At 53.3% G+C, this 22,830-nt stretch carries 21 protein-coding genes and 1 pseudogene; 12 read left to right on the plus strand and 10 right to left on the minus strand.

Features of this window, described 5'->3' with window-relative positions:
• Positions 1 to 80: 80 nt before the first annotated feature.
• The 3 genes from ACTHYN_RS00670 to ACTHYN_RS00680 all read right to left on the minus strand — a co-directional run bounded on the left by ACTHYN_RS00670 (position 81) and on the right by ACTHYN_RS00680 (position 4,088).
• The gene (locus ACTHYN_RS00670) at positions 81 to 905 is read right to left on the minus strand and encodes a DUF6160 family protein (RefSeq protein WP_441810559.1); all 825 of its coding nucleotides are present in this window, start codon (positions 903 to 905) and stop codon (positions 81 to 83) included.
• Between the two features lie 91 nt (positions 906 to 996).
• Positions 997 to 2,808, minus strand: coding sequence for a choice-of-anchor D domain-containing protein (locus ACTHYN_RS00675; protein ID WP_441810560.1), 1,812 nt, complete (start codon positions 2,806 to 2,808; stop codon positions 997 to 999).
• Between the two features lie 257 nt (positions 2,809 to 3,065).
• The gene (locus tag ACTHYN_RS00680) at positions 3,066 to 4,088 is read right to left on the minus strand and encodes an AraC family transcriptional regulator ligand-binding domain-containing protein (protein WP_441810561.1); all 1,023 of its coding nucleotides are present in this window, start codon (positions 4,086 to 4,088) and stop codon (positions 3,066 to 3,068) included.
• Positions 4,089 to 4,296: 208 nt separating this feature from the next.
• Between ACTHYN_RS00680 and ACTHYN_RS00685 the strand changes: the two genes are divergently transcribed.
• Entirely contained in the window at positions 4,297 to 4,986 is a 690-nt protein-coding gene (locus tag ACTHYN_RS00685) for a class I SAM-dependent methyltransferase (protein ID WP_441810562.1), read from the plus strand.
• On the opposite strand, the gene ACTHYN_RS00690 is transcribed toward ACTHYN_RS00685, so the two are convergent.
• From ACTHYN_RS00690 to ACTHYN_RS00710, 5 genes are all read right to left on the minus strand, one after another.
• On the minus strand, positions 4,983 to 6,428 hold the full coding sequence (locus ACTHYN_RS00690) for a phospholipase D family protein (RefSeq protein ID WP_441810563.1): 1,446 nt from the start codon (positions 6,426 to 6,428) through the stop codon (positions 4,983 to 4,985). The genes ACTHYN_RS00685 and ACTHYN_RS00690 overlap by 4 nt on opposite strands.
• Before the next feature lie 25 nt (positions 6,429 to 6,453).
• Entirely contained in the window at positions 6,454 to 7,188 is a 735-nt protein-coding gene (locus ACTHYN_RS00695) for a glutamine amidotransferase (RefSeq protein ID WP_441810564.1), read from the minus strand.
• A complete protein-coding gene (locus ACTHYN_RS00700) occupies positions 7,185 to 7,907 on the minus strand; it encodes a YebC/PmpR family DNA-binding transcriptional regulator (protein WP_441810565.1) in 723 nt (240 codons plus the stop codon). Before ACTHYN_RS00700 ends, ACTHYN_RS00695 begins: the two co-directional genes overlap by 4 nt.
• 98 nt (positions 7,908 to 8,005) lie before the next feature.
• Positions 8,006 to 8,806: an MBL fold metallo-hydrolase gene (locus ACTHYN_RS00705; RefSeq protein WP_441810566.1), complete on the minus strand. Its 801-nt coding sequence runs from the start codon at positions 8,804 to 8,806 to the stop codon at positions 8,006 to 8,008.
• Between the two features lie 145 nt (positions 8,807 to 8,951).
• Complete coding sequence (locus ACTHYN_RS00710) at positions 8,952 to 9,827, minus strand: AraC family transcriptional regulator (protein WP_441810567.1); 876 nt, start codon at positions 9,825 to 9,827, stop codon at positions 8,952 to 8,954.
• A 165-nt stretch (positions 9,828 to 9,992) separates the two neighbouring features.
• Between ACTHYN_RS00710 and ACTHYN_RS00715 the strand changes: the two genes are divergently transcribed.
• From ACTHYN_RS00715 to ACTHYN_RS00755, 9 genes are all read left to right on the plus strand, one after another.
• On the plus strand, positions 9,993 to 11,489 hold the full coding sequence (locus ACTHYN_RS00715; RefSeq protein WP_441810568.1) for a CoA-acylating methylmalonate-semialdehyde dehydrogenase: 1,497 nt from the start codon (positions 9,993 to 9,995) through the stop codon (positions 11,487 to 11,489).
• Positions 11,490 to 11,528: 39 nt separating this feature from the next.
• Positions 11,529 to 12,695, plus strand: coding sequence for an acyl-CoA dehydrogenase family protein (locus ACTHYN_RS00720; RefSeq protein WP_441810569.1), 1,167 nt, complete (start codon positions 11,529 to 11,531; stop codon positions 12,693 to 12,695).
• 26 nt (positions 12,696 to 12,721) lie between these two features.
• Positions 12,722 to 13,501 (plus strand): enoyl-CoA hydratase, encoded by a 780-nt coding sequence (locus ACTHYN_RS00725; protein ID WP_441810570.1) that lies wholly within the window; start codon positions 12,722 to 12,724, stop codon positions 13,499 to 13,501.
• A gap of 32 nt (positions 13,502 to 13,533) precedes the next feature.
• Positions 13,534 to 14,616, plus strand: a complete 1,083-nt coding sequence (locus ACTHYN_RS00730; RefSeq protein ID WP_441810571.1) for an enoyl-CoA hydratase/isomerase family protein — start codon at positions 13,534 to 13,536, stop codon at positions 14,614 to 14,616.
• A gap of 69 nt (positions 14,617 to 14,685) precedes the next feature.
• Complete coding sequence (mmsB, locus tag ACTHYN_RS00735) at positions 14,686 to 15,573, plus strand: 3-hydroxyisobutyrate dehydrogenase (protein WP_441810572.1); 888 nt, start codon at positions 14,686 to 14,688, stop codon at positions 15,571 to 15,573.
• A gap of 135 nt (positions 15,574 to 15,708) precedes the next feature.
• Positions 15,709 to 17,913, plus strand: coding sequence for an OsmC domain/YcaO domain-containing protein (locus tag ACTHYN_RS00740; RefSeq protein WP_441810573.1), 2,205 nt, complete (start codon positions 15,709 to 15,711; stop codon positions 17,911 to 17,913).
• A gap of 146 nt (positions 17,914 to 18,059) precedes the next feature.
• Positions 18,060 to 19,046: a diaminopimelate dehydrogenase gene (locus ACTHYN_RS00745; protein WP_441810574.1), complete on the plus strand. Its 987-nt coding sequence runs from the start codon at positions 18,060 to 18,062 to the stop codon at positions 19,044 to 19,046.
• A gap of 1 nt (position 19,047) precedes the next feature.
• A complete protein-coding gene (locus ACTHYN_RS00750) occupies positions 19,048 to 19,890 on the plus strand; it encodes a sulfurtransferase (protein ID WP_441810575.1) in 843 nt (280 codons plus the stop codon).
• A 43-nt stretch (positions 19,891 to 19,933) separates the two neighbouring features.
• The gene (locus ACTHYN_RS00755; protein ID WP_441810576.1) at positions 19,934 to 20,245 is read left to right on the plus strand and encodes a YkgJ family cysteine cluster protein; all 312 of its coding nucleotides are present in this window, start codon (positions 19,934 to 19,936) and stop codon (positions 20,243 to 20,245) included.
• Positions 20,246 to 20,267: 22 nt separating this feature from the next.
• Here ACTHYN_RS00755 and ACTHYN_RS00760 read toward each other — a convergent pair whose 3' ends face one another.
• Positions 20,268 to 20,516: an RNA recognition motif domain-containing protein gene (locus tag ACTHYN_RS00760; protein WP_441808955.1), complete on the minus strand. Its 249-nt coding sequence runs from the start codon at positions 20,514 to 20,516 to the stop codon at positions 20,268 to 20,270.
• 123 nt (positions 20,517 to 20,639) lie between these two features.
• The gene (locus tag ACTHYN_RS00765; protein WP_441810577.1) at positions 20,640 to 21,422 is read right to left on the minus strand and encodes an AraC family transcriptional regulator; all 783 of its coding nucleotides are present in this window, start codon (positions 21,420 to 21,422) and stop codon (positions 20,640 to 20,642) included.
• A gap of 108 nt (positions 21,423 to 21,530) precedes the next feature.
• On the opposite strand from ACTHYN_RS00765, the gene ACTHYN_RS00770 reads away from it, so the two are divergent.
• Positions 21,531 to 22,427 (plus strand): DMT family transporter, encoded by an 897-nt coding sequence (locus tag ACTHYN_RS00770; RefSeq protein WP_441810578.1) that lies wholly within the window; start codon positions 21,531 to 21,533, stop codon positions 22,425 to 22,427.
• 119 nt (positions 22,428 to 22,546) lie between these two features.
• A pseudogene (locus ACTHYN_RS00775) lies at positions 22,547 to 22,777 on the plus strand (contractile injection system protein, VgrG/Pvc8 family); the annotation flags it as partial.
• Between the last annotated feature and the right edge of the window lie 53 nt (positions 22,778 to 22,830).

Raw genomic sequence — 22,830 nt, forward strand, 5'->3', positions numbered from 1 at the left:
CTTTCTGCGCCCATGAGCTGCAGAAAAAGAGGAGGTGTATGACAGGACGGGCCTTCGAAGCGCCGAAGGCCCACTTGGTCCTAGTGACCGTATATCCGCATAGCTGTGTTCCGAACAGACAGGTTGTCCAGGGCAACTGAGCCAATGGACGTTCCGCCCACCAGAATTTGTCCAATGGACATATCGGCCTCAAAGGTCTTCAGATCGACTGCCAGAGCAGAATCACCATTCGCTCTGGAACCATTATAAATATCCATGTCTACTTTAGCGCCAAGGCGGGTAATCAAAGGGTTGTCCGGGTCAAAGTCCGCGCCTGTCAGGCGTAAGTCCCGAATGCCCAGTGCCAGAAAATCAACGTCAACATCCAGGTCATCGATGGCAAACAGGGTTTGCACGTTCATCTTGTCTGTTGCTGTGTCGACACGTATTTTCAGCTCTGTTACCACGCCATCCATAGCAAAATTGTTTGCCAGCATCGTGGAGTCGGTGTGTCCTTGCAGTGTCCATTCCCCGGTTTTAACAGAAAAATCGATGGGCGCGGCGACCAGCGGAAAAACGTTGATTAGCGCATCGCCATCATCCGCAATATCGATTTCGACCTTGATGTTGTCGATCAGTTCACTGGACTCACCGAATAACAGGCCTCGGATTCCCGGATTAGTAAATTCGGCAAACATATCGGTACGGTTGGCACCGCCAATGGAAATATCCTTAATAGAGAGTGAACCTTCGTCCGTGTAAAGAAACTCGTCGATATTAACCCTGGTTTCCAATTCAATAGTGACACCAGCCTGGCCGGTGATATTGCCCATGTGTGTATCTTCAAGTGGCTTTAGTTCCGCGTGCGCCGCGAACGACAGGCTTGAGATGGCCAGCACCAGTACTGATTTCTTCAGGCTTTTCATAATTGTTCCTTTTTTTGCTTTTGTTATAAGGGCCAGCCGGGGGCAAGACCGGCTGGCCGGGCAAAGGCTCGTTAAGCAAGCCTTCTTTTCCTTACTGCTCCGGGGTCAATGTCAGGTTGATTGTGTTGCCGGAGCCGGACAGGAACTGGTTGAGAACGTCTGTCAGCAGGCCGCAGTTTTCAAGAGGTGGCAGGTCGTATTCACCGCTCACATCACCGCCGGTTGCTGGCGAGAAGTTGGAGCCTTCGTCTGAAGTGAGGGAGATATCCACCGGCTGGATCGATTGACACTGATCGCCACCGCCCACGCGGAAGGGAATGCCCCACAGCTTGAGCTGAACCTTGGGTACCTTCACATACAGGTGGGAATTGGCAGTCAGCTTTCCGTCAACCAGCGTACCGGTAGTAATGTCGGACTGCTCAAACTCTACATTCGCGACACCTTTCAGGCGGCTGAACAGCAGCTTGACAGAGAAATGACCAACGGTGGGGTCGATGGCAAGGTCTGCCTCGAATGTACCGCTTGCCAGCTCCAGAAGGGTTGCGATGCTGCCATTCAGGGGCAAGGTGCTGTCTGAGGATTTGATGAAAGTAGAGCCTTTCAGGCCCAGTAGAATTTCGAGCGCATCGCTCGATGCTTCGAAGCCCTCTGCACTGACGGGAACGGAGACTTCTGCGTTCTCAGCGTCGTTGGACGCGATCACCAGTTCGGCGTTGCGAACGCCCGTTGCAGCGGCTGTGAAGCTTACATCGATAGCACAGGTTTGCTCGGGTGCGACAGTGGTGCAGTCATTGGTCTGCAGGAACTCACTTGCGTTGGGGCCGGCGAGGTTAATGCTGTTGATCAGCAGGGTTTCGTTGCCGGTGTTGGAAACAGTGACCCGAGCAGATTCGCTTTGACCCAGCTGAACTTGCCCCAGGCTTACATTTGCCGGTGTCACAGCAATTTCAGGGATAGGCGCAAGAACACTGCGACCGCTTAGTGCAACGTCTACAGAACTGTTGTCTGCATCGGTTGAGTTGATGGTTAGTGTGGCACTCTGGGTGCCCTCGCCATCCGGGATGTAGGTCACGTTTACATCACAGCTTTCGCCAGCTGCAATAGTGCTGCAGCTGTTACTCTGCATAAAGGCACTGGCGTTTGCACCAGCAATTGAGATGCCGTTGATACCCAGCGCAGCGTTGCCGCTATTGCTGAGGGTAACGGTTTCGTCTTTAGTGACACCTGCCTGCACATTACCAAACGCGACTTCGTCACGGTTTACTGCAATGCGTGGTGCTTCAACAACATCACCTTCCACAGTGACGGTTTGCAGCAGATTGTCCTGGCCCTCGAGCAGGGTGCAGTTTGTTGTAATCTCACCGATAGGGGCCGGGGCAATATCGCCGCTGGCTGTGCGGGCAACCAGGTTCAGTGTTAGCCCGCCAACACGAATTTCTGCATTGCCCACATCCTGATCGGTAAATGTGAACTCCGGTGCCTGGCCTTCGGCTGGCACAGTGAATGAGCCGGTTTCTGACGGAATTGGGCTCTGGGGGATGTTGAGGGTAACAATTTGCTCAGCGGTGCGGCTTGGTGTGATGATCTGGTTGGTATTGACCGCCGTGCCTTCAACAGTCTCTGAACCGACCAGTTTCAGGCCAGTACGAGAGTCTTCGTTTACCACTGTCATGGCGGTGACATTAAACCCTGGTAGCGGAGTGCCAACCGTTGCGCTTGTGGGAATGTCTGCGCTGATTTCGGCACTGATGGGCTGGTCGCCGATCAGTGGGAATGGACAGGTAAACTGTAGATTGGTAGAGACCGGGCTGGCGAGCGCGCTTCCGGCACCGGACATTAATGCCGCTGCTGCCAGTGCAGGCGCGAGTGTGCGCCCACCGGGATAGGAATTCCTGAGTTTCATGAGTTCGTCCTCTGTAAAGCATCGTTGTTATAGGAGGGTGGGCAGACGGCACCGACACGGACTGCTCAATCGGACTTGCAAAAACCCTTTTGCTACGCGTTTTTACGCATATGTGCAGGGCTATTAGGCCTTTTAGAGGCGCGCTGGGTCATTGCCGTTGCCGGCATGGTTTTTGTCTAAAACGGCGAACAAGTGCAGAGAATGCTGAAACCGTGACCGGCTTCAAATTGCGCAGCAGGCTGTCTTAATAAAAGGGCTTATTGCGTTTTTCGAGACTGTTTGCGGACATCACCGGGTGTTTGGCCCGTCCAGGCACGATAGGCTTTGGTGAAGCTTGCCTGGTCGCTGAACCCAAGTTTTTCAGCAATGGATTCCAATGGCACATTGGTGTCTCTCAGGTAAAGGGTTGCGAGGTTTTCGCGAATGTCGACCCTTACTTCCCGAAACGATGTGCCTGCGCTGGCAAGGTGCTGGCGCAAGGTTCGAGTGCTGATATCAAGCCGCCGGGCAATGTTGCTGGTGCTGCACGATCGGCCTGGCTGGCTCATGATCATTTCCCGGACTTGCATCAGGGTTTCATTGGCCAGCCGAACTGTTTCTCCGGGGTTGTTTCTATTCCGGGCCAGCAAGAATTTCAGGCTGGTGTTATTTTTTGGGTTGGGTTGGCCTTTGAGCGCCATGGTTATCTGATTATGGGGTGCATCAAAACGGAATTCGCAATCCGGAGCCAGGGAGCGCCATGACTCAGCGTCTCTTTGTGCGGAAAAAGCAAATTGGATATCGAAGTGCCTGCAAACGTCTGCAGAGATACGGTGAATGCTGCCCATGTACATTTTGGTTACACAGGGGGTAAGCTCGCCAAGCCCCCATGTATCGCGCAGGCGTATATGAAAGATTGATCCGGTTGAGTTCAGCTCCATATCCATCAGCGGAAGGCCAACACGAAGATGCTGAACAATCATGCTGATGAGCTGCCTGGGATTGTCCTGGCCCAGCACCGCAAAGCCCAGCAAGCCGTGACTGGGAAGATCGAGTTGTTGGCCAAATTGGAAGGCGGCTCGATCGTCATTCATCAGCCAGTCAGCTTTTTGCAGCACTGACGTTATCTGCTGCATGCTGATATTGGCGTCCGGGTCATCCAGCAAGTCTTCCGTTATATCGCTATCGTTTAGAAGAGCTGCCCGCTTAACGCCCCGGCGTTCCATAAATTCGACGAAACGGCGTGCGTAACGTGCAGAGATAAGAGGCACCTCTAAGGCCATGTGATTCGAAATGTCCATATTTCTGTCCCTGGTCAGGCTTCAGCCCTTAACATCGTCGTGGTTTGCGATTGTTATTGTTAGAAGTTCTATACAGCAGGCTTTCCGTTGTTTGTAGTATAAGCAGGTTGGGCCAATGTTAATTTTGGGGCTTGTCACGAAATGGGTGTCATGGCCGGATATGACAATGACACATTTGACAGGTTGAGCCTGTGAAAAAGGAGGGCGCTTGCAAAAACCGACTGTAGTGTTGGAAGAGGGGGCTGTCTGCTCTGTGTGCGAACAAAGCGTGCTGGAGGGTTTCCGAATAGTGAACAGGCAGGAGTATCTGCGCTGTTTGCACTGTAAGGCAACGGTTATGGCGCAGAAAAATTGGCCGGTGCCGGATGATGAACGAGCCATTTACGATCTTCATAATAATGATTCGGCCGATCCGGGTTATCGGGCCTTTCTGGGCAAGCTTGTGTTACCCATGCTTGATCGTATTCGGCCGGGAGCCCTGGGGCTTGATTTTGGCTGTGGGCCAGGCCCGGCGCTTGCAGAAATGCTGCGTGAAGCAGGAATGGGCATGGTGGTTTACGACCCTTTATATCATCCTGAACCGTCAGCATTAGAGCGCCAGTATGATTTCATTACCTGCACTGAGGTGGTGGAGCATTTGCACCAACCGGCTGAGGTGTTTCGCCAGCTTGATGGTTTGTTAAAGCCCGGCAGCTGGCTTGGCGTAATGACGTGTTTTCAGACCCGTGATGATCGGTTTGACCACTGGCATTACCGGCGGGATCCAACACACGTTGTGTTTTATCGCGAGGTGACACTGGCGGTTATTGCAAGGCGTTTTGACTGGACTATGGTTGTGCCAGGAAAAGATGTGGCGATCTTTCAGAAGCCTTTAGAGTTCACTCCCCAGGGCGCCTAAAATGTTGAAAGCCCGGTTGCTTCCATCAAGCGGTAGCGCCAGTAGCGCACGGTTGAATTGTCTGCCCAGTGCTCATAGGGAAGGCTCATGACAGGGTCGCTATCGGGGCCGGATCGCCACTGCTGTTCAAAGAAGTTGACAGCTTTTTTGGCTACAGGCGAGTCTGCTGGCACGGAAACCCACACATCGGTTTCAAGGTTCAGGTCGTCCAGATTGCGTCGCGTAAAGTTGGCAGAGCCCAGCAGGAGTTCCGTGGGACCCACTTTCGGGCGCAACATGAGTGATTTGCTATGGCATTGTTCACCGGAAGTTTTACACCAGCGAATAGGAATACCGGCTTTATGGAGCTCCAGCGCGACTTGTCGATTGGGTATGCCGCTTTTTTGATGGCCAAAGGCTTCATTGTTGGCATCGAGAAGTATGCGCAGGTTCACGCCGCGTTCATGGGCGTCGAGCAGGGCGGTAATAATGTCCCGGTGTGAGAGGTAGAAAAACGCGAGATCTAACCGGCTTCCGCGCTGGGCGCCAGTGATCATCTGAAGGGCCGACTCCAGGATCGCGGATTCTGTTTTCACCGCAATTTTACCCATCGGCTGCTGATTTGTTGTCTGAGTGGTAAGCGCCGCGCTGATCAGTCTATTGAGCGCTGGGCTGGACTGGCCGGACATGTTCAGAACCGCTTGCTCGCTTTTCAAAACATCAATAACTGCCGGGCCGGTAAAGCTGATCGCGGTATTGCTGTGTCTGCTGCTGCCGTCGTGAGGGTTAGCAGAGGTTATCAGGGCGCGTAGGTTGTTTCCGTTATCTGTAACCAGAATTTTGCGATGGTTTGCCTTGAAGTTGGGGAGCGCAAGGTAGCTGCGAATGGTGACGGGCTGTGATCCGATGGCATTCGGCAACCAGCCGCCGCCGGAGTTGTTGCCGAGCCACTGACAGCAGACCCGCCAGATGGCAGACCAGGTCGGGTTGCTGTCACGAAGTGGTTCCAGGTTGGTTTCAGTGACTGAAATGCCCGCCTGGCGCAGCGCCTGGAACCAGGGCGACACAGAGCCTCCATAAAGCGTGTTCAGCGGGTCAGAGATAACCACAATTTCCAGCTCTGGTTGCTCGGCCTTCCGGCTTATTAGCGCCTCGGTCAATTGCTTTGAGAGGGGGCGGTGCGCCACGCCTTCCGGGCTGCTGCTGTTAAAGAGGAACATATCGACCAGCACGAAGGATTCAGCCTGGTTTATAAGGCGCAGTATTTCGTCAAAAATCTCTTGTTCCCGGGTTTCTGAGCCATCGCTGTGATGATAGGTCGCATCAACCAGAAGCATGGCATCACTTAAGGCATGCTCATTGCCATTGTGGCTTACGCCAGGAGGTAAAGGCTTATAAGTATGATATACGCCCAGGCTAATGAGCATCAGAACCATGAGTGTGAATAATATCGTCCGTGACATAAGGCGCCAGTGTTCTCTGTGGGAGTCAGCGGGTTTTGTTCTCAATAACCAGGGTGGAAAAGCGTTCCAGCAGCCCCGATGCGTCTGGTGCATTGCTAACTGCGTCTATCATGGCCTGGGAATCAAGCCCTTCGTTTTCCAGGTCCGGAGCCTGCACGCCCAGATAGGCTTGCATAATGGTGTCAGAAAACTCTGGATGAAACTGCACGCCCCATGCACACTTGCCAACCCTGAATGCCTGGTGTGGTTCATGCCCATTGTAGCCGAGCAAAACGGCCCCCGGAGGCAGGCTTAATACCGATTGTTTATGGGTGAGCTGTGCTTTGAAGGTGCCGGGCATACCGCCGAACAGTGGGTCATCCTGAGCTCTGGCCAAAAGCTCTATGCGCTGGGTACCGCTCTCACGGCCCTTTGGGTGATAGCCTACTTCTCCGCCTAGTGCGTGAGCCAATAGCTGGTGCCCATAACAAACCCCAAGTGTTGGTACGGACTGGTCTACCGCCTGTGCCAGCCAATCTGCGGCCTTTTCACTCCAGGGCTCGCGATCACTGACCATAGCCGGGGAGCCTGTTACGACTATGCCGTCCCAGTCTGTGGGCTGTTCGGGCAGTTCTCCGGCCTCTGCATTAAATACAGAAATATTGAGCCCAGGGGAGAGCCGTTTCAGGAACCATTCGTCAAAATCACCGAATTGTTCTTTTATAGCTGGATAGGTGCTGCCGGTTTTAAGGATCACCACCTTGGGATTGAGTTGGTTCACTCCTCGGGCAGCTCCGCATTGTGGAAGATGTTCTGCACGTCATCCAGGTCGTTCAGCATATCGATAAACTTTTCGAACAGCGGAATGTCATCACCCTCTACCGCGGTTGTGGTTTTAGGCAAAAACTGGATGTCGTCCACCTCGAAATCAATGTCGCCGAAGGCGTCGGTTAGTGCCTGGCGAGCTTTGGCGTATTCGGTGTTAGGTGTGAAAACGGTGATTTGGCCGTCTTCATGTTCGATATCGGACACGTCGACATCGGCTTCCATAAGGGCTTCAAGTGACGCTTCTTCCTCGCCCTTGAATACAAAAATGGCGCTGTGATCAAACATGTGAGCAACAGTGCCCGGTGTGCCGATTTTGGCCTTGGTTTTAGTGAAGGCAAGGCGAACATCGCCAAAGGTGCGGTTGGGGTTGTCCGTGAGGCAGTCTACGATCACCATGCAGTTGCCTGGCCCGTAGCCTTCGTATCGTGCCGGTGAGTAGTCTTCGCCGGCACCGCCACGGGCTTTTTCCAGGGCTTTTTCGATAACGTGAGTGGGAACCTGATCTTTTTTGGCGCGTTCTATCAGCCCACGCAGCGAAAGGTTGCCATCCGGGTCGGTTCCGCCGGACTTTGCGCTCATATAGATTTCGCGACCGTACTTGCTATAAACCTTGGTTTTGGCCTCTGCGGTTTTGGCCATGGATTGTTTGCGGTTCTGGTAGGCTCTGCCCATTTTTGCGCTGCCTCATGCTTGCGGATGAAAAGGCCAGATTTTACGCAATATTAGCAGTTTGGGACAGGCCTATTTGGCAGGCCTGCCTCCATGAGCTATCAGACATAGTCTACCGGGGCTCGGTAATTGTCCTGGGCCATCAGATCGATACCACACTCTACTGTGCTAACCCAGTCAAGGAACTGGTCTACCATGGTGGGGCCTTCGAAGCGCTTCCCGTGCTGGGGCACAATCATTTTTACATCCATTTCGCGCACCATGTTGGCCCAGAGTCGGCAGACCTTGTTTGAGGCAATGTAACGTCGGTGAAATCCCATCATATGCGGGATATGCTTGTCGAAATCCTGTACCGGGAGGTGGTCGTCTGCAGCACCTATAGACGCGCCAAGGTCACCCGAGAATAGAATTTTTGACACCGGATCGTAAAACTGCAGGTTGCCCACGGAATGCATGAAATGGGCTGGCAGACACTGCAGGTAAGAGTCACCAAACCTTACGTTGGCGCCGGCATCCGGAATACTGATAATGCGATCGTAAACGCTGCCGCTGAGCTGGTTGGTTACGTAGCTGGACACCAGGTGAGGTAGAAACCTGGCCCACAGTTTTGATGTCACAATCTTTGCACTGGTGTGCACGATCCAGCGATCAATGGCGCCGATGATGTCCGGGTCCTGATGCGACGCGAACACAAAATCCATATCCTTGATGTTCATGTATTTGGAGGTGGCCACGGCAAGTGGTGTGTAGGTAAGATCGCCGCCCGGATCGATCAGCGCTTCGTGCTTGCCGTCGACGATCAGGAACTGATTGGACTGGACACCCTCGCCGGTGACCAGGGAGTCGAACATCAGGCATTTGTGATGTCCGTTGTCGAACAGAACGATTGGCTCATTTGCCATGTTTATCTCCGTAGAATGGGGGCGGCCAGAATTTAGCGTAATAGCAGGATATTGCGAGTTGCGCGGAGACTACAAAAATGACAGAGGCCATCTATTGCCTCAAGTCAATTCTCTGATATCCATCAAGTAACAAATTGTGTCCAGGTTAGTGCCTGGGCGTGTGCCGGTAATCTCTGGGTGCCTGGCCCATGGTTTTTTTGAATAGCCGGGAAAAATAGTAGGCGTCGTCATAGCCAAGGCGGTGGCTTATGTCTGTAAAGCTCAGACTTGTGGTATCCAGCATCTGACAGGCCCTCTCTACTTTCAAGTGAAGAAAATGCTGAATGGGTGAGGTGCCCGTCTGTTCTTTGTAGCGCGTGGCAAAGTGGGCGGGGGAAAGCCCTGCCACGTCTGCAAGCTGTTCCAGGCTTATACGCTCGTCGAGATGTTCACGCATATAGTTGTTGATGATGTCCAGCTCCGCCTGACGCTTGTGGCCGGTTTCATCCACACTGATCGGAACGGCGGTTAGTAGTTGGCGTAAACGATTGGCAGCGTGAATCAGACCGCGGGCACGAAAACCAGTCTGGCGGACGGAAAGCAGGCCATTAAAGTCCACCAATAACCTGGGTTGTCTCCCAAGATGGCGAATTGGAGTGGTGTCATCAAATCCCATGTAGGTGCGAAACTCTTCAGCCAATGGCCCGGTGTAATGTACCCAGTAAATTGTCCAGGGGTCCTCCGGGTCTGCCGTATAACGGTGATTTGCGCCTGCAGGCAGCAATAAAAGATCACCGGCCTCCATGGTGTAGGGCTCGCCCTCCATATTCAGGAACGCTTTTCCCTCGGTGCAGTAAATCAAAAGATTGTCGCGATGATGTTCGCGGTGCATGTGATGCCCAGTCGCTCGACGATAATGGCCAAATGCTCTGGGGTAGAGATCGCGGGTAAGAGGGTGCTCAGACAAAAGCCTGATAATGGGGGCTGGCACCACGTAGCGAATGCTGTCCTTGGGGACTGGCCACTGAGAGGTTTGTGTCATGCTTGTTGCAGCCATTAAGTGTGTGGCAAGCGAAAGATAATCCATCACGAGCGAAATTTAGTCAATCACCAAGGGCCAGATAAGGTGCTAAGGTCATATCAGTACGTCGCTAAGGCAACTCGGCTTTAGCCCGCTTCCCGCACAAAAACAAACAGGGGTTTTGAGATGAAAAACGTTCCACTGTACTTAGCCGGTGAATTTGTTCAGAGCCAGGCCAGCGAATGGATTGATGTAACCAATCCGGCTACCAATGAGGTGATTGCAAAAGCGCCTTGCACCACAGACGCGGAAATGCGCAGGGCCATCGAGAGTGCTGGCGAGGTATTCAAAACCTGGAAAGACGTTCCCGTTTCCGAGCGCGCCCGTGTGATGCTGCGTTACCAGGCATTGCTTAAAGAACACCACGACGACATTGCACAAATCCTGTCTCAGGAAACCGGTAAGACCTTTGAAGATGCTAAAGGTGACGTGTGGCGCGGCATTGAAGTGGTTGAACATGCAGCCAACGTGGCCTCCATGATGATGGGCGAAACCGTTGGAAATGTTGCGCGGGGCGTGGATACCCACTCCTGGATTCAGCCATTGGGTGTGTGTACCGGTATTACGCCATTTAACTTCCCGGCGATGATTCCATTGTGGATGTTCCCCATGGCCATTGCCTGTGGCAACACCTTCATTCTCAAACCGTCCGAGCAGGACCCGCTGACCCCTATGCGCCTTGCAGAGCTGTTTGAAGAAGCCGGTGCGCCCAAGGGTGTGCTGCAGGTTGTGCATGGTGGCAAGGAGCAGGTGGATACACTGCTTACTGACCCTGATGTGAGGGCTATCTCTTTTGTGGGTTCCGTGCCGGTTGGCCGTTATATCTACGAAACCGGCACCAAAAACATGAAGCGCGTGCAGAGCTTTGCCGGTGCCAAGAACCACATGGTCATCATGCCAGACGCCGACAAGCAACAGGTTATCAATGCCTTGGTGGGGGCATCGGTTGGAGCCGCCGGCCAGCGTTGTATGGCGATTTCGGTCGCAGTGTTTGTAGGGGGAGCTCAGGCCTGGATTCCCGAGTTGAAGGAAGCTATGGCAAATGCCCGCCCGGGCGCATGGGACGATGCCAACGCCAGCTATGGCCCGATCATTTCTGCCAAAGCCAGGGAGCGTGTTGAATCCCTGATTGCCACCGGCGAGGCCCAGGGCGCGAACCTGCTTCTGGACGGCCGTGGCTGCACGGTTGATGGTTTGCCAGATGGTAACTGGGTCGGTTCTACTTTGATCACGGGTGTAACCACCGACATGGATATCTATAACGAGGAAATCTTCGGCCCCGTACTTGCCTGTATGGAAGAAGAAAGCCTGCAGGATGCCATTACCCTGATCAACAACAGCCCTTACGGTAATGGTGTATCTATCTTTACAGGTTCTGGTGGCGCGGCTCGTAAGTTCCAGCATGAAATTGAGGTTGGCCAGGTGGGTGTGAATATTCCCATTCCGGTGCCCCTGCCGTTCTTCTCGTTCACCGGTTGGAAAGGCTCGTTCTACGGCGATCAGCACGCATACGGCAAGCAAGCGGTGCGCTTCTACACTGAAACCAAAACGGTTACTTCCCGTTGGTTCTCCAGTGAGGTAGAGGCTGACGCTGAAACAAACTTTTCGATCCAGTTGCGTTAATTGCGCTGAGGGTGGGTATCTTTAATTTGGAGCCTGACTATGGACTTTAATTTAACTGAAGATCAGTCGGCCTTTCGCGACGCGGCTCGAACGTTTGCTGAGAAATCCATGGCGCCCCACGCAGCCAAATGGGACAACGAGCATATCTTTCCGGTCGACACGCTCAAAGCTGCCGGCGAGATGGGCTTCATGGGAATTTATACTCCGGAAGCGCTGGGCGGTATGGGCCTTTCACGGCTGGACACATCTGTGATTGTGGAAGAGCTGGCCGCTGCTTGCCCGTCAACGGCTGCGTTCATCACCATTCACAATATGGCGACGTGGATGGTGGCCAGTTTTGCATCCGATGACCTCAAGCAGAAAATTGTTCCAAGGCTGGCCAGTGGCGAGTGGCTTGCGTCTTACTGCCTGACTGAGCCAGGCGCCGGCTCTGACGCGGCTAATCTGCGAACCAAAGCGGTTCGTGATGGCGACAGTTATCTCATCAGTGGCAGTAAAGTCTTTATCTCCGGTGCTGGCGATACCGATATCCTGGTGCTGATGGCGCGCACAGGTGCGCCGGACTCTGGCTCTAAAGGTATCTCCACCTTCGTGATTCCTGCGGATGCCGACGGCATTTCTTACGGTAAAAACGAAGAAAAAATGGGCTGGCACAGCCAGCCGACCCGCACCATTAATCTTGAAAATGTGCGCGTGCCTGCCGCCAGTCGAATCGGCGAAGAGGGCGACGGCTTTGCCATTGCCATGAAAGGCCTTGATGGTGGACGTCTCAATATTGCCACCTGCTCTCTGGGCGGCGCCCAGGCTGCCTTGCTGAGAGCCCGCAACTACATGCATGAGCGGGAGCAGTTTGGTAAGCCTCTGGCGGCTTTTCAGGCCCTGCAGTTCAAGCTGGCAGACATGGCAACCAACCTGGTAGCCGCCCGGCAAATGGTGCGCCTTGGGGCTTTTAAACTGGATAGTGGTGATACAGAAGCCACACTGCACTGCGCCATGGCAAAGCGCTTCGCCACAGATGTCTGTTTTGATGTGGTGAACGATGCCCTGCAATTGCACGGTGGTTATGGCTATATCCGGGAATACCCTCTGGAGCGTTATTTGCGCGATCTGCGAGTGCATCAGATTCTGGAAGGTACCAACGAAATTATGCGGTTAATTGTGGCTCGTCGCCTGCTGGACAATGGTGTGGCTGAGGCCATTCAATAAACCGCAACACTAACAGGAGACAGATGATGAGCGATCTGATTCAGCTCGAGAAACGTGGACACATTGCGGTACTGACCATTAACAACCCACCGGCCAACACCTGGACAGTGGATTCCCTGCCTGCACTGTCAAACATCGTTCGTGAACTGAACGATGACACCAACATCTTTGCCTTGGTGCTGACCGGGCAGGGCGAGAAATTTTTCTCCGCCGGTGCTGATTTAAAAACCTTTGCCGATGGCGACAAGGCCCGCGCCAACGAAATGGCACAGCTCTTTGGCGAAGCCTTTGCCACTTTAACCGCGTTTCGTGGTGTATCCATTGCAGCTGTAAACGGTTACGCCATGGGCGGCGGCCTTGAGTGTGCGCTGGCCTGTGATATTCGCATTGCCGAAGAGCATGCCCAGATGGCACTGCCGGAGGCGTCTGTTGGTCTGCTGCCTTGCGCGGGTGGCACCCAGAATCTGCCCTGGATGGTAGGTGAAGGCTGGGCCAAGCGTATGATTTTGTGCGGCGAGCGAGTTAAGGCCGACAAGGCATTGCAGATTGGCTTGGTTGAGGAAGTCGTCCCTACAGGCAAGGGCCTGGAAAAGGCACTGGAACTGGCTGAAATGGCCTGCAAGCAAAGTCCTTCCTCTGTTGCCCGCTGCAAGACTCTGGTAATGGGTGCCCGGGATGGCCGCAGCCATTCAGATGGCTGGCGCATGGAGCGGGAACTGTTTGTTGAGCTGTTCTCGACGGAAGACCAGAAAGAAGGCGTAAATGCCTTTCTCGATAAGCGAAAGCCGGAATGGAAAAACCGTTGAAACCCGCATGCATACCGGTTTAAGGAATTTATATGAGCCAGCAACCGATTATTTTTGAAGAGTGGAAAACCGCTGACGGTGCACTGATTGCCGTGGTTCGGCTGAACACGCCAAAAGCATTGAACTCCCTCTCTCTTGAGATGATTCGCCAACTAACGCCGCAACTGAAACGTTGGGCGGAAGACGACAAAGTTCGAGCTGTCTGGGTTGAAGCCGAAGGCGACAAAGCCTTTTGTGCCGGTGGCGACATAGTCGCGCTTTACCGAAGCATGACCGAACCGCAAAGCGCTGGCGTCGCCAGCGAGGGCATTGCTTTTTTCACCGAAGAGTATGAGCTGGATTATCTGATCCACTCGTTCCCCAAACCTGTGGTGTGCTGGGGCCACGGTATAGTGATGGGCGGTGGCATTGGCATCATGGCTGGCGCCTCACACCGGGTAGTCACTGAGGCCTCGAAGCTGGCAATGCCTGAAAGCAGCATTGGTCTTTATCCAGACGTAGCTGCAGGCTGGTTTCTCAATCGTGCTCCCGGGCGCACCGGGTTGTTTTTGGGGCTAACCGGGGCCCGCATGAACGCCGCTGACGCACTGTTTGTTGGCTTGGCCGATCGCTTTATCAAGCATGATTTGAAAGCGGCCGTGGTTGCGGATCTGACAGCACACAATTGGCAGGGTGAAAACGCATTCGCGGTAGTGGGAAGCGTGCTCAGGCAGCACGAAAACCAAAGTGCGGAAGCCATGCCAGAGTCCCCGGTGCGAACTCATTTTGATGAGATTAACCGTGTAACCGATGCTGATAGCCTGACCAGTATGGTCGCGCAGATGAAAGAGCTCTCAAGCGGAGACGGTTGGCTCGCCAGGGCCACTGGGCCGCTGGAGGCCGCGTCGCCCACGTCGCTGGCCTTGTGTTGGCGGCACCTGCGTAACTGCCGACTGGATAGTCTGAGCGAGGTTCTGGATAAAGAGCTTACCTTGTCCAGGAACTGCCTGAGCAAAGGAGAGTTTGTTGAAGGGGTGCGCGCGCTGCTGATTGATAAAGATAAGCAGCCTCGTTGGCGCTACGCATCGCTGGCGGAAATGGACAGTGAGTGGATAGACAGTTTTTTCAAAAGTTAGCCAGAAATGGCCATGCGCCGATTTGGGTGCGCGGCCTATTCAACCGAATACAAAAACAAGGGGATGATTATGGCAACGATTACCTTTATTGGCCTGGGCAACATGGGTGGCCCCATGGCCAGCAATCTTTTAAAGGCCGGGCACGATGTAACCGTGTTCGATTTGTCAAAAGACGCGGTCGCGGCGCTGGTATCAGAGGGTGCGAAAACCGCAGAGACAGCTCATGATGCAGTCAAAGGTGCGGAATGTGTGATCAGCATGTTGCCTGCCGGCCAGCACGTAGAGGCCGTGTATCTGGGCGATGATGGCCTGTTGGCTCACTTGCCTGAAGGCACTTTGGTGGTAGATTCATCGACCATTGCGTCAGAGACTTCTCGTGGTGTGGCCGAGCAAGCAAAGGCTAAAAATATCCCATTCATCGACGCTCCTGTGTCTGGTGGTGTGGGCGGTGCCAAAGCTGGCGCTCTAACCTTTATTTGCGGTGGCGACGAAGAGACGTTCAATAAAGCCAAGCCAATTCTGGAAGCCATGGGCAAGAACATCTTTCTTGCTGGCGAAAGCGGGGCAGGCCAGATTGCCAAAATCTGCAATAATATGCTCTTGGCGGTTCTCATGGCCGGCACCAGCGAAGCCCTGGCTTTGGGGGTGAAAAACGGTCTGGATCCGGCGGTTCTCTCGGAAATCATGAAGCAGAGTTCCGGCGGTAACTGGGCGCTAAATGGCTATAATCCATGGCCTGGCGTGATGGAGGGTGTGCCCGCATCAAGGGAATACGAAGGTGGTTTCCTGGTGAATCTGATGAACAAGGATCTGGGTCTGGCTTTCGATAATGCGGTAAAGAATCACGCCTCGATTCCCATGGGTTCTCTTGCACGCAACCTGTATGAACTGCACGCAGGGCAGGGTAATGGCGCATTGGATTTTTCCAGCATTCAGCGCCTTTATACGCCACAGTAGTACGCCTCTGTGGAATACACATTCAGGGGAAACAGTGCCGAACTGCAGCTATTGAACGATGCAATGTGTCAGTGCTGCAGTGTCGGGGGTATAATGCCGCACCGAGCCAAATTCTGCTAATCAGGCACCCTCGCAATGGAAATCAACGTTAATTATCTCGACAATCTTCGGGTTGAAGCCAGGTTTGATGACTTCTCGGTGATTGCCGACCAGCCTATCCGCTATAAAGGCGACGGCTCCGCACCTGGCCCTTTTGACTATTTTCTGGCCTCCTCTGCCTTGTGCGCGGCTTATTTCGTCAAGGTTTATTGCCTGGCGCGAGATATACCGACCGACAATATTCGGCTGTCTCAGAACAACATTGTTGACCCTGAAAATCGCTATCAACAGATATTCAAGATTCAGGTTGAATTACCAGAGGACCTGTCCGAGAAACATCGCCAGGGTATAGTGCGTTCGATCGACCGCTGTACGGTCAAAAAAGTGGTGCAAACCGGCCCTGATTTCCAGATTGAAATTGTTGACAGCCTCGACGGCGATGCTCAGGCGCTACTGATGGCAAAGCCTGAGGCTGAAGCCAGTACCTACATTGCGGGTAAAGACCTGCCGCTGGAACAAACCATCACAAACATGACCGCCATTCTGGCGGATCTGGGCATGAAGATTGAAATTGCCTCCTGGCGTAATATCGTGCCTCACGTCTGGTCACTGCACATGCGCGATGCAGCCTCGCCCATGTGTTTTACCAACGGTAAGGGCTCCACGAAAGAAAGCGCCCTGTGTTCGGCACTCGGCGAGTTTATCGAGCGCCTGAACTGTAATTTTTTCTACAACGATCAGTTTTTTGGTGAAGACATCGCCAACAGCGAGTTTGTCCATTACCCGAGAGAGCGTTGGTTCAAGCCGGGGCCTGATGACGAATTGCCACAGGGTATTCTGGATGACTACTGTTTGGCTATCTATAACCCGGAGGACGAGTTGGGTGGCTCTAACCTGATCGACACCAACTCCGGCAATGTTGAGCGTGGCATTTGTTCTTTGCCCTTTGTGCGCCATTCCGACGATGAGGTGGTGTATTTCCCGACGAACCTGATTGAGAACCTGTACCTGAGCAACGGCATGAGTGCGGGCAACACCTTGCACGAGGCGCAAGTACAGTGTCTGTCAGAAATTTTTGAACGTGCGGTAAAAAAGCAGATTATTCAGGAAGAAATTACGCTCCCCGATGTGCCCCTGCACGTATTGGAAAAATTTCCGGACATTCTTGAAGGTGTGCGGGCGCTGGAAGCGCAGGGTTTTCCGATACTGGTTAAAGATGCCTCTCTCGGCGGCCAGTTTCCGGTGGCGTGTGTCACCCTGATGAACCCGAAGACCTGTGGTGTGTTTGCTTCTTTTGGTGCGCATCCTTCCATGGAAATCGCCCTGGAACGCAGTCTCACCGAATTAATGCAGGGTCGCAGCTTTGAGGGCCTGAACGATTTTTTGCCTCCGACCTTCAACAGCCTCGCAATCACTGAACCGAATAACTATGTGGAGCACTTTATAGACTCGTCGGGCATTGTGTCCTGGCGCTTCTTCAGTGCCCAGGCGGATTACGAGTTTAACGAGTGGGATTTCTCCGGTACCAACGAAGAGGAAGCAGGTTCCCTGTTTGGCATCCTTAAAGAGATGGGCAAAGAAGTATACACCACCGTTTATGACGATCTCGGTGCGCCGGTTTGTCGCATGTTGGTGCCCGGCTACTCCGAGGTTTATCAGATAGAAGATCTGGTCTGGGATAACACCAATCGTGCTCTGCTTTTCCGGGAAGATATTCTGAATCTGCACATCCTGAACGATGAGCAATTGGCGGCTTTGGTGGAGCGCCTGGACGACAGCCAGATTGACGAATATACCGACATCATCACTCTGATAGGTATCGAGTTCGACGAGAACACTGTGTGGGGTCAGCTCACCATCCTTGAGCTGAAGCTGCTAATTAACCTGGCTTTGCAGCACTACGAACAAGCCCTTGAGCAGGTAGAAATGTTCATCCAGTTCAACGACAACACCGTTGAGCGCGGGCTGTTCTATCGGGCAATGAGTGCGGTACTGGAAATCGTTCTGGATGACGAACTTGAGCTGACGGATTACCTGTTTAACCTCAGGCGTATGTTTGGCGAGGAGACCATGGATGCAGTGGTGGGTTCGGTGGATGGCAGTGTTCGCTTCTATGGCCTGACCCCAACCAGCATGCAGTTGGAAGGCCTGGACAAGCATCTGCGCCTGATCGACAGTTACAGGAAGCTTCATGCCGCCCGTGCCGCCCGGGCAGGGATTGAACTGACGCACGCAAACTAACCACAGAAAAGCAGTGGCCATGGGCCGAAGAAGCAGCGCTTGACCTTAATATTGCTCGCGTTCACCATTCTGTGGTTTCTTCGGGCTCGCCATTGATTGTGCTGCGAGCGTTCCGTGTATTTTCAAACAGAATAGGGTAGATCAACATGGCAGATCAGATAAGAGTAGCAATTGCCGGGTATGGCAATCTGGGACGGGGTGTTGAATCGGCCCTGGCGCAGAATCCGGATATGCGTTTGGTGGGTGTGTTCAGCCGTCGCGATCCGGCCAGCGTTACCCTGCTCGACAGCAATGTGCCCGTGCATGCCATGGCAAATGTTGAGAAGTTCCAGAACGAGGTGGATGTGATGATCCTCTGCGGCGGCTCAAAAACCGATTTGCCGGAACAGGGGCCGTATCTGGCGCAGTTTTTTAATACCGTAGACAGCTTTGATACCCACGCCAAAGTAAACGAATACCACGCGGCGCTGGATGAGCCAGCGCGGAAGGCCGGGAATGTTGCGCTAATGTCTGTGGGTTGGGATCCGGGCCTGTTTTCATTGAACCGTTTGTTTGGTGAAACCATTTTGCCAGAGGGTGAGACTTATACCTTCTGGGGCAAAGGCTTGAGCCAAGGCCATTCCGATGCGGTACGCCGTGTAGAGGGCGTGAAGAAGGGTGTGCAATACACATTGCCATCTGACGATGCCATTGCACGGGTACGCAATGGTGAGCAGCCGGAACTGGCGACCCGTGAAAAGCACGTGCGTGAGTGCTTCATTGTGCTGGAAGACGATGCCGATGCAGACACAGTGCGTAATAGCATTGTGACCATGCCGGATTATTTTGAGCCATTCGAGACGGTGGTTAACTTTATTGATGAGGCTACCTTCGCGGCTGATCACAGCGCCATGCCCCACGGCGGCTTTGTGATTCGCAGCGGCGCGACTGGTACCCAGAGCAAGCAAACCATTGAGTACTCCCTTGCGCTTGGCAGCAACCCTGAGTTCACCGCCAGTGTTCTGGTGGCCTACACCCGAGCCGTCCACAAGCTGGCCAGTGCCGGTGAGGTGGGTGCTAAGTCGGTGTTTGATGTGGCACCGGGTTTGCTATCGCCTAAAAGCCCTTCTCAGCTGCGTAAAGATCTGCTCTGATATGAACTTTCCGCTAGTCACAACGGGTTGGTTGGCCGATAACCTGGCCAACAAGAATCTTGTTCTTCTCGACGCCAGCATGAGCAAAGTGATTGGCACAGAGCCCCTGGTGTATGACGAACCCGTGTTCATCCCGACGGCTCGAAAGTTCGATCTGGAGCATGACTTTTGTGATCTGAATTCACCCATGGTTCATGCTTTTCCATCGGAAGAGCAGTTCACACGGGAAGCTCAGAACCTAGGAATAAACGCCGACAGTGTTGTCATTATTTATGACAATCAGGGTGTTTACTCTGCACCCAGAGCCTGGTGGATGTTTCAGGCAATGGGGCATGACAACACCTTTGTTCTCGATGGTGGCTTACCCAAGTGGCTGGCGGAACATAGAGAGATCGTGTCGAGCCTGACGAAGTCGAGCGAGTCGGGAGACATTAGCGGTGTCCTGCAGTCGGATAGAGTGTGTGACTCAAGCTATCTCTTGAAAGAGCTTGAGGCCGAGCGAATAACCGCATTGGATGCGCGCTCCCCCGAGCGTTTCAGGGGAGCGGCGCCGGAGCCTAGGGAAGGGGTGCGTAGCGGGCATGTTCCCGGCTCACAGAATCTGCCGTTTTCCGAGGTGCTGAACGACCACAGCTTCAAAAGCGCAGAACAGCTAAAAGCGGTTTTCTCAGGCCTTCTGCCCCATGAGAATCAACAAGCGGTGTTTTCCTGCGGTTCGGGCATCACGGCCTGCATTATATTGATGGCTGCTGCTATTGCGGGTTATGAAAATAACGTGCTCTACGACGGTTCCTGGGCGGACTGGGGAAGCAACCCGTCGTTACCGGTTGCCACGTCGGATTGATGTGGCCCTACAGCACCCCTTCTGAAAGGCGCGCCTGAAACCTATGCAGAAGCCAACGTTGATTGAAGCGGTATCTGTGCCTGATCCCAGTGTCAGCTGTTCAAGCTGCGAAGCCTGCTGTTGCCGCCTGGAAGTGATGCTGATCAGCGAAACAGGCGTGCCCGAGAGGTTTATTGAGGAAGACGAATGGGGTGGTTTAACCATGGCCCGATTGGAAGATGGTTGGTGCGCAGCACTGGATCGCACCACCATGTCTTGCTCGATTTATGAGAAGCGGCCGTTCATTTGTCGGGAGTTTGAAATGGGCGGCTACGAGTGTGTAGCAGAGCGCGCCGCCAATGCTCCGATAACGTAAGGTACCGGTTTTTCCTAGCCGATTATTGCTCTTTGTCTTGGGCGAATTTTACCCGTATTTTATTTTTGCCTACCTTGGCGTCATTCAGGAGCGCCTTGGCCAGCTTGGCTTCCTTGGTATTTGGCATTTCCACAAAGCCAAATCCTTTTGAAAGTCCGGTTTCTTTGTCTAAAACCAGAGTGCACTCAGCAACCGTGCCGTGAGCCGCAAACAGCTCTTGAATTTCCTGCTCGGTTGTCGTGCGTGCGAGGTTACGAACTAATAGTTTCATGATGGGCCATATATAGAAAAGTAAGTATGGCCTCAATTGTTCCAGTGTGGGGTAGTAAGAACAAGCTGTTTTGGTTGCCTTAGAAAATTTGGAACGAGTTATTCAGGTAAATGGCCATCGCAGTTAAACGTTGTGCTGGCGTCGGTACTGTTCCGGTGTACAGCCCGCGTGGCGTTGAAACATCGTTATGAAGGCTGAGCTGCTGCTGTAGCCCATATCAAAGGCCAGTTCTTTGATCGACAGGCCTTTTTCAAGGGCCTCGATGGAGGCAAGAAAACGTAAGCGCTGACGCCACTCCCCAAAGCTCATTCCCAATTCCTGCATAAAATGGCGAGCCAGCGTGCGTTCGCTGACGAACACCTGTTTTGCCCAGTCAGCCAGTGAACAGTTATCACCGGGGTTGGCACGTAATTCATCCAAAACCTGGTTTACGGTTGTGCTGATTCCGAAGGGTAGGTAATCGGCTTCCCGAGGTGCCAGATGCAGTTGATCAAGCAACACCTGGGCAAGGTTCAGGTCTGGTTGACTGACCGGCGTGGTCACGTCACGCTCAGCGAAATCATTCAGAATCGCTTTGAGCAAATCGTTCATGGTCACGGCGCAAGGGCTGCCCGGCAACGTTCGACATTCTTCCAGCCCGATATACACGGATCGATACACCACCGATTCGCGGTTATAGCAGCTGTGCAACGCATTAGGTGGGATCCACACAGCGTAGTTTGGCGGTGACATAAACGGCCGACCGTCGATTTCCAATTGCATCACGCCACGGGCGGTAAAATTCAGCTGTCCCCATTCATGGCGGTGCGCCACGGCATGAGTGTCGGCGCCGTATTCGTCATAACGAAAGTACACCGGGCCCGGCAACTCGCTGAGTGCGGGGATTTCAATGTAGTTTCTATTCACCTTGTCTTAAACCATCGCTATGTTGTCTTAAATTCAGTATAGCCTTTATTAAAGACAGGCGGATAATAGCGCTTCTGATTCTTCACTCGTTTTCTGGGATTTGTGACTATGTATTATGCGTTTCCGCTATTGGCTGTCATATTTTGGGCGGGAAATACCGTAGTTAACAAGCTCACTGTGGGCGTTATCTTCCCAGCTGAAATCGGTTTCTATCGCTGGCTATTTGCTGCTGTCGTACTCACGCCGGTACTGCTGCGCCCGACGCTGCGAACTTGGCCGGTAGTTAAGGCGAATCTTGGCAAGATTTTTGTGCTGGGTGTACTAGGCATGGCGGTTTACCAGAGCCTTGCCTATTTCGCAGCGCCAAAAACCACCGCCACCAATATGGGCATTGTGTTGGCGCTGATGCCGGTGATGTCACTGGTGCTAGCGATAATGGCATTGGGACACCGCCTGACCGTAGGCGCCGTGGTTGGCTCATTGTTTTCGTTTTTGGGCGTATTGATTGTTATCACCTCGGGGGATTTAACCACCCTTACTCAACAGGGGATTAACGGCGGCGATGGCATGATGTTAGTGGCTGTTGCGGCCTACGCTATTTACAGCACGCTACTGAAAAAATGGCAGATTCCCTTACCGGCGATGCAGTTGCTTTACGTGCAGGTTTTAGTGGCTGTGGTGGTGTTATTCCCATTGTTTGCTGTATCGCCACAAGCCGGGTTGAACAGCGATAACCTACCGTTGGTGTTGTTCGCCTGCGTGTTTGCGTCTATCGGCGCACCGCTGGCCTGGATGACGGGGATCAAACACTTGGGGCCCAGCCGTACCACCGTGTTTTTTAACCTCGTACCTATTCTAACGGCGGTTATTGCCTCTGTGATGCTGAATGAAACCTTGGGGCTATATCACTTCATTGGCGGAGGGCTGACCTTATTTGGCGTGCTGATGTCTGAGTGGTGGACGCGTCCATTTCGAGCGAAAGCTCGGTCGCAAGTGACAACCTGATGTTTCTTTGACTTAGGACTGATGTGCATTTGGCGCAGGGAGAGTTTGATTAACCGCCGTTTTTGCGACAGAATCCCTGCCCAGATTCATACAGAACCATACCTTCAAGGATTGAAGATATGCCTCAGGCAAGCGGACTGCAGTTTACCGCCCGTATTGGCGAACTCCCCACTGATCTATTTTCCGTTGTTGGCTTTACGCTGACCGAACGATTATCCGAGCTATTTCACGGCCGCCTTGAATTGGCCAGTACTGATCCAGATGTGGATGTTTTAGATGTACTAGAGCAACCGGTGGATCTGGTGGTTTGGCAAGACGGCATGGCCCTTCGCCGTTTTACCGGCGTGGTAACGGTAGTTGTCAAGAAATCTGTCGCCTCTGAGGTCTTTTAGGCCACCTGTTT

This window comes from Marinobacter sp. (genome assembly GCF_052091845.1).
In the GTDB taxonomy this organism is placed as follows: Bacteria; Pseudomonadota; Gammaproteobacteria; order Pseudomonadales; family Oleiphilaceae; genus Marinobacter.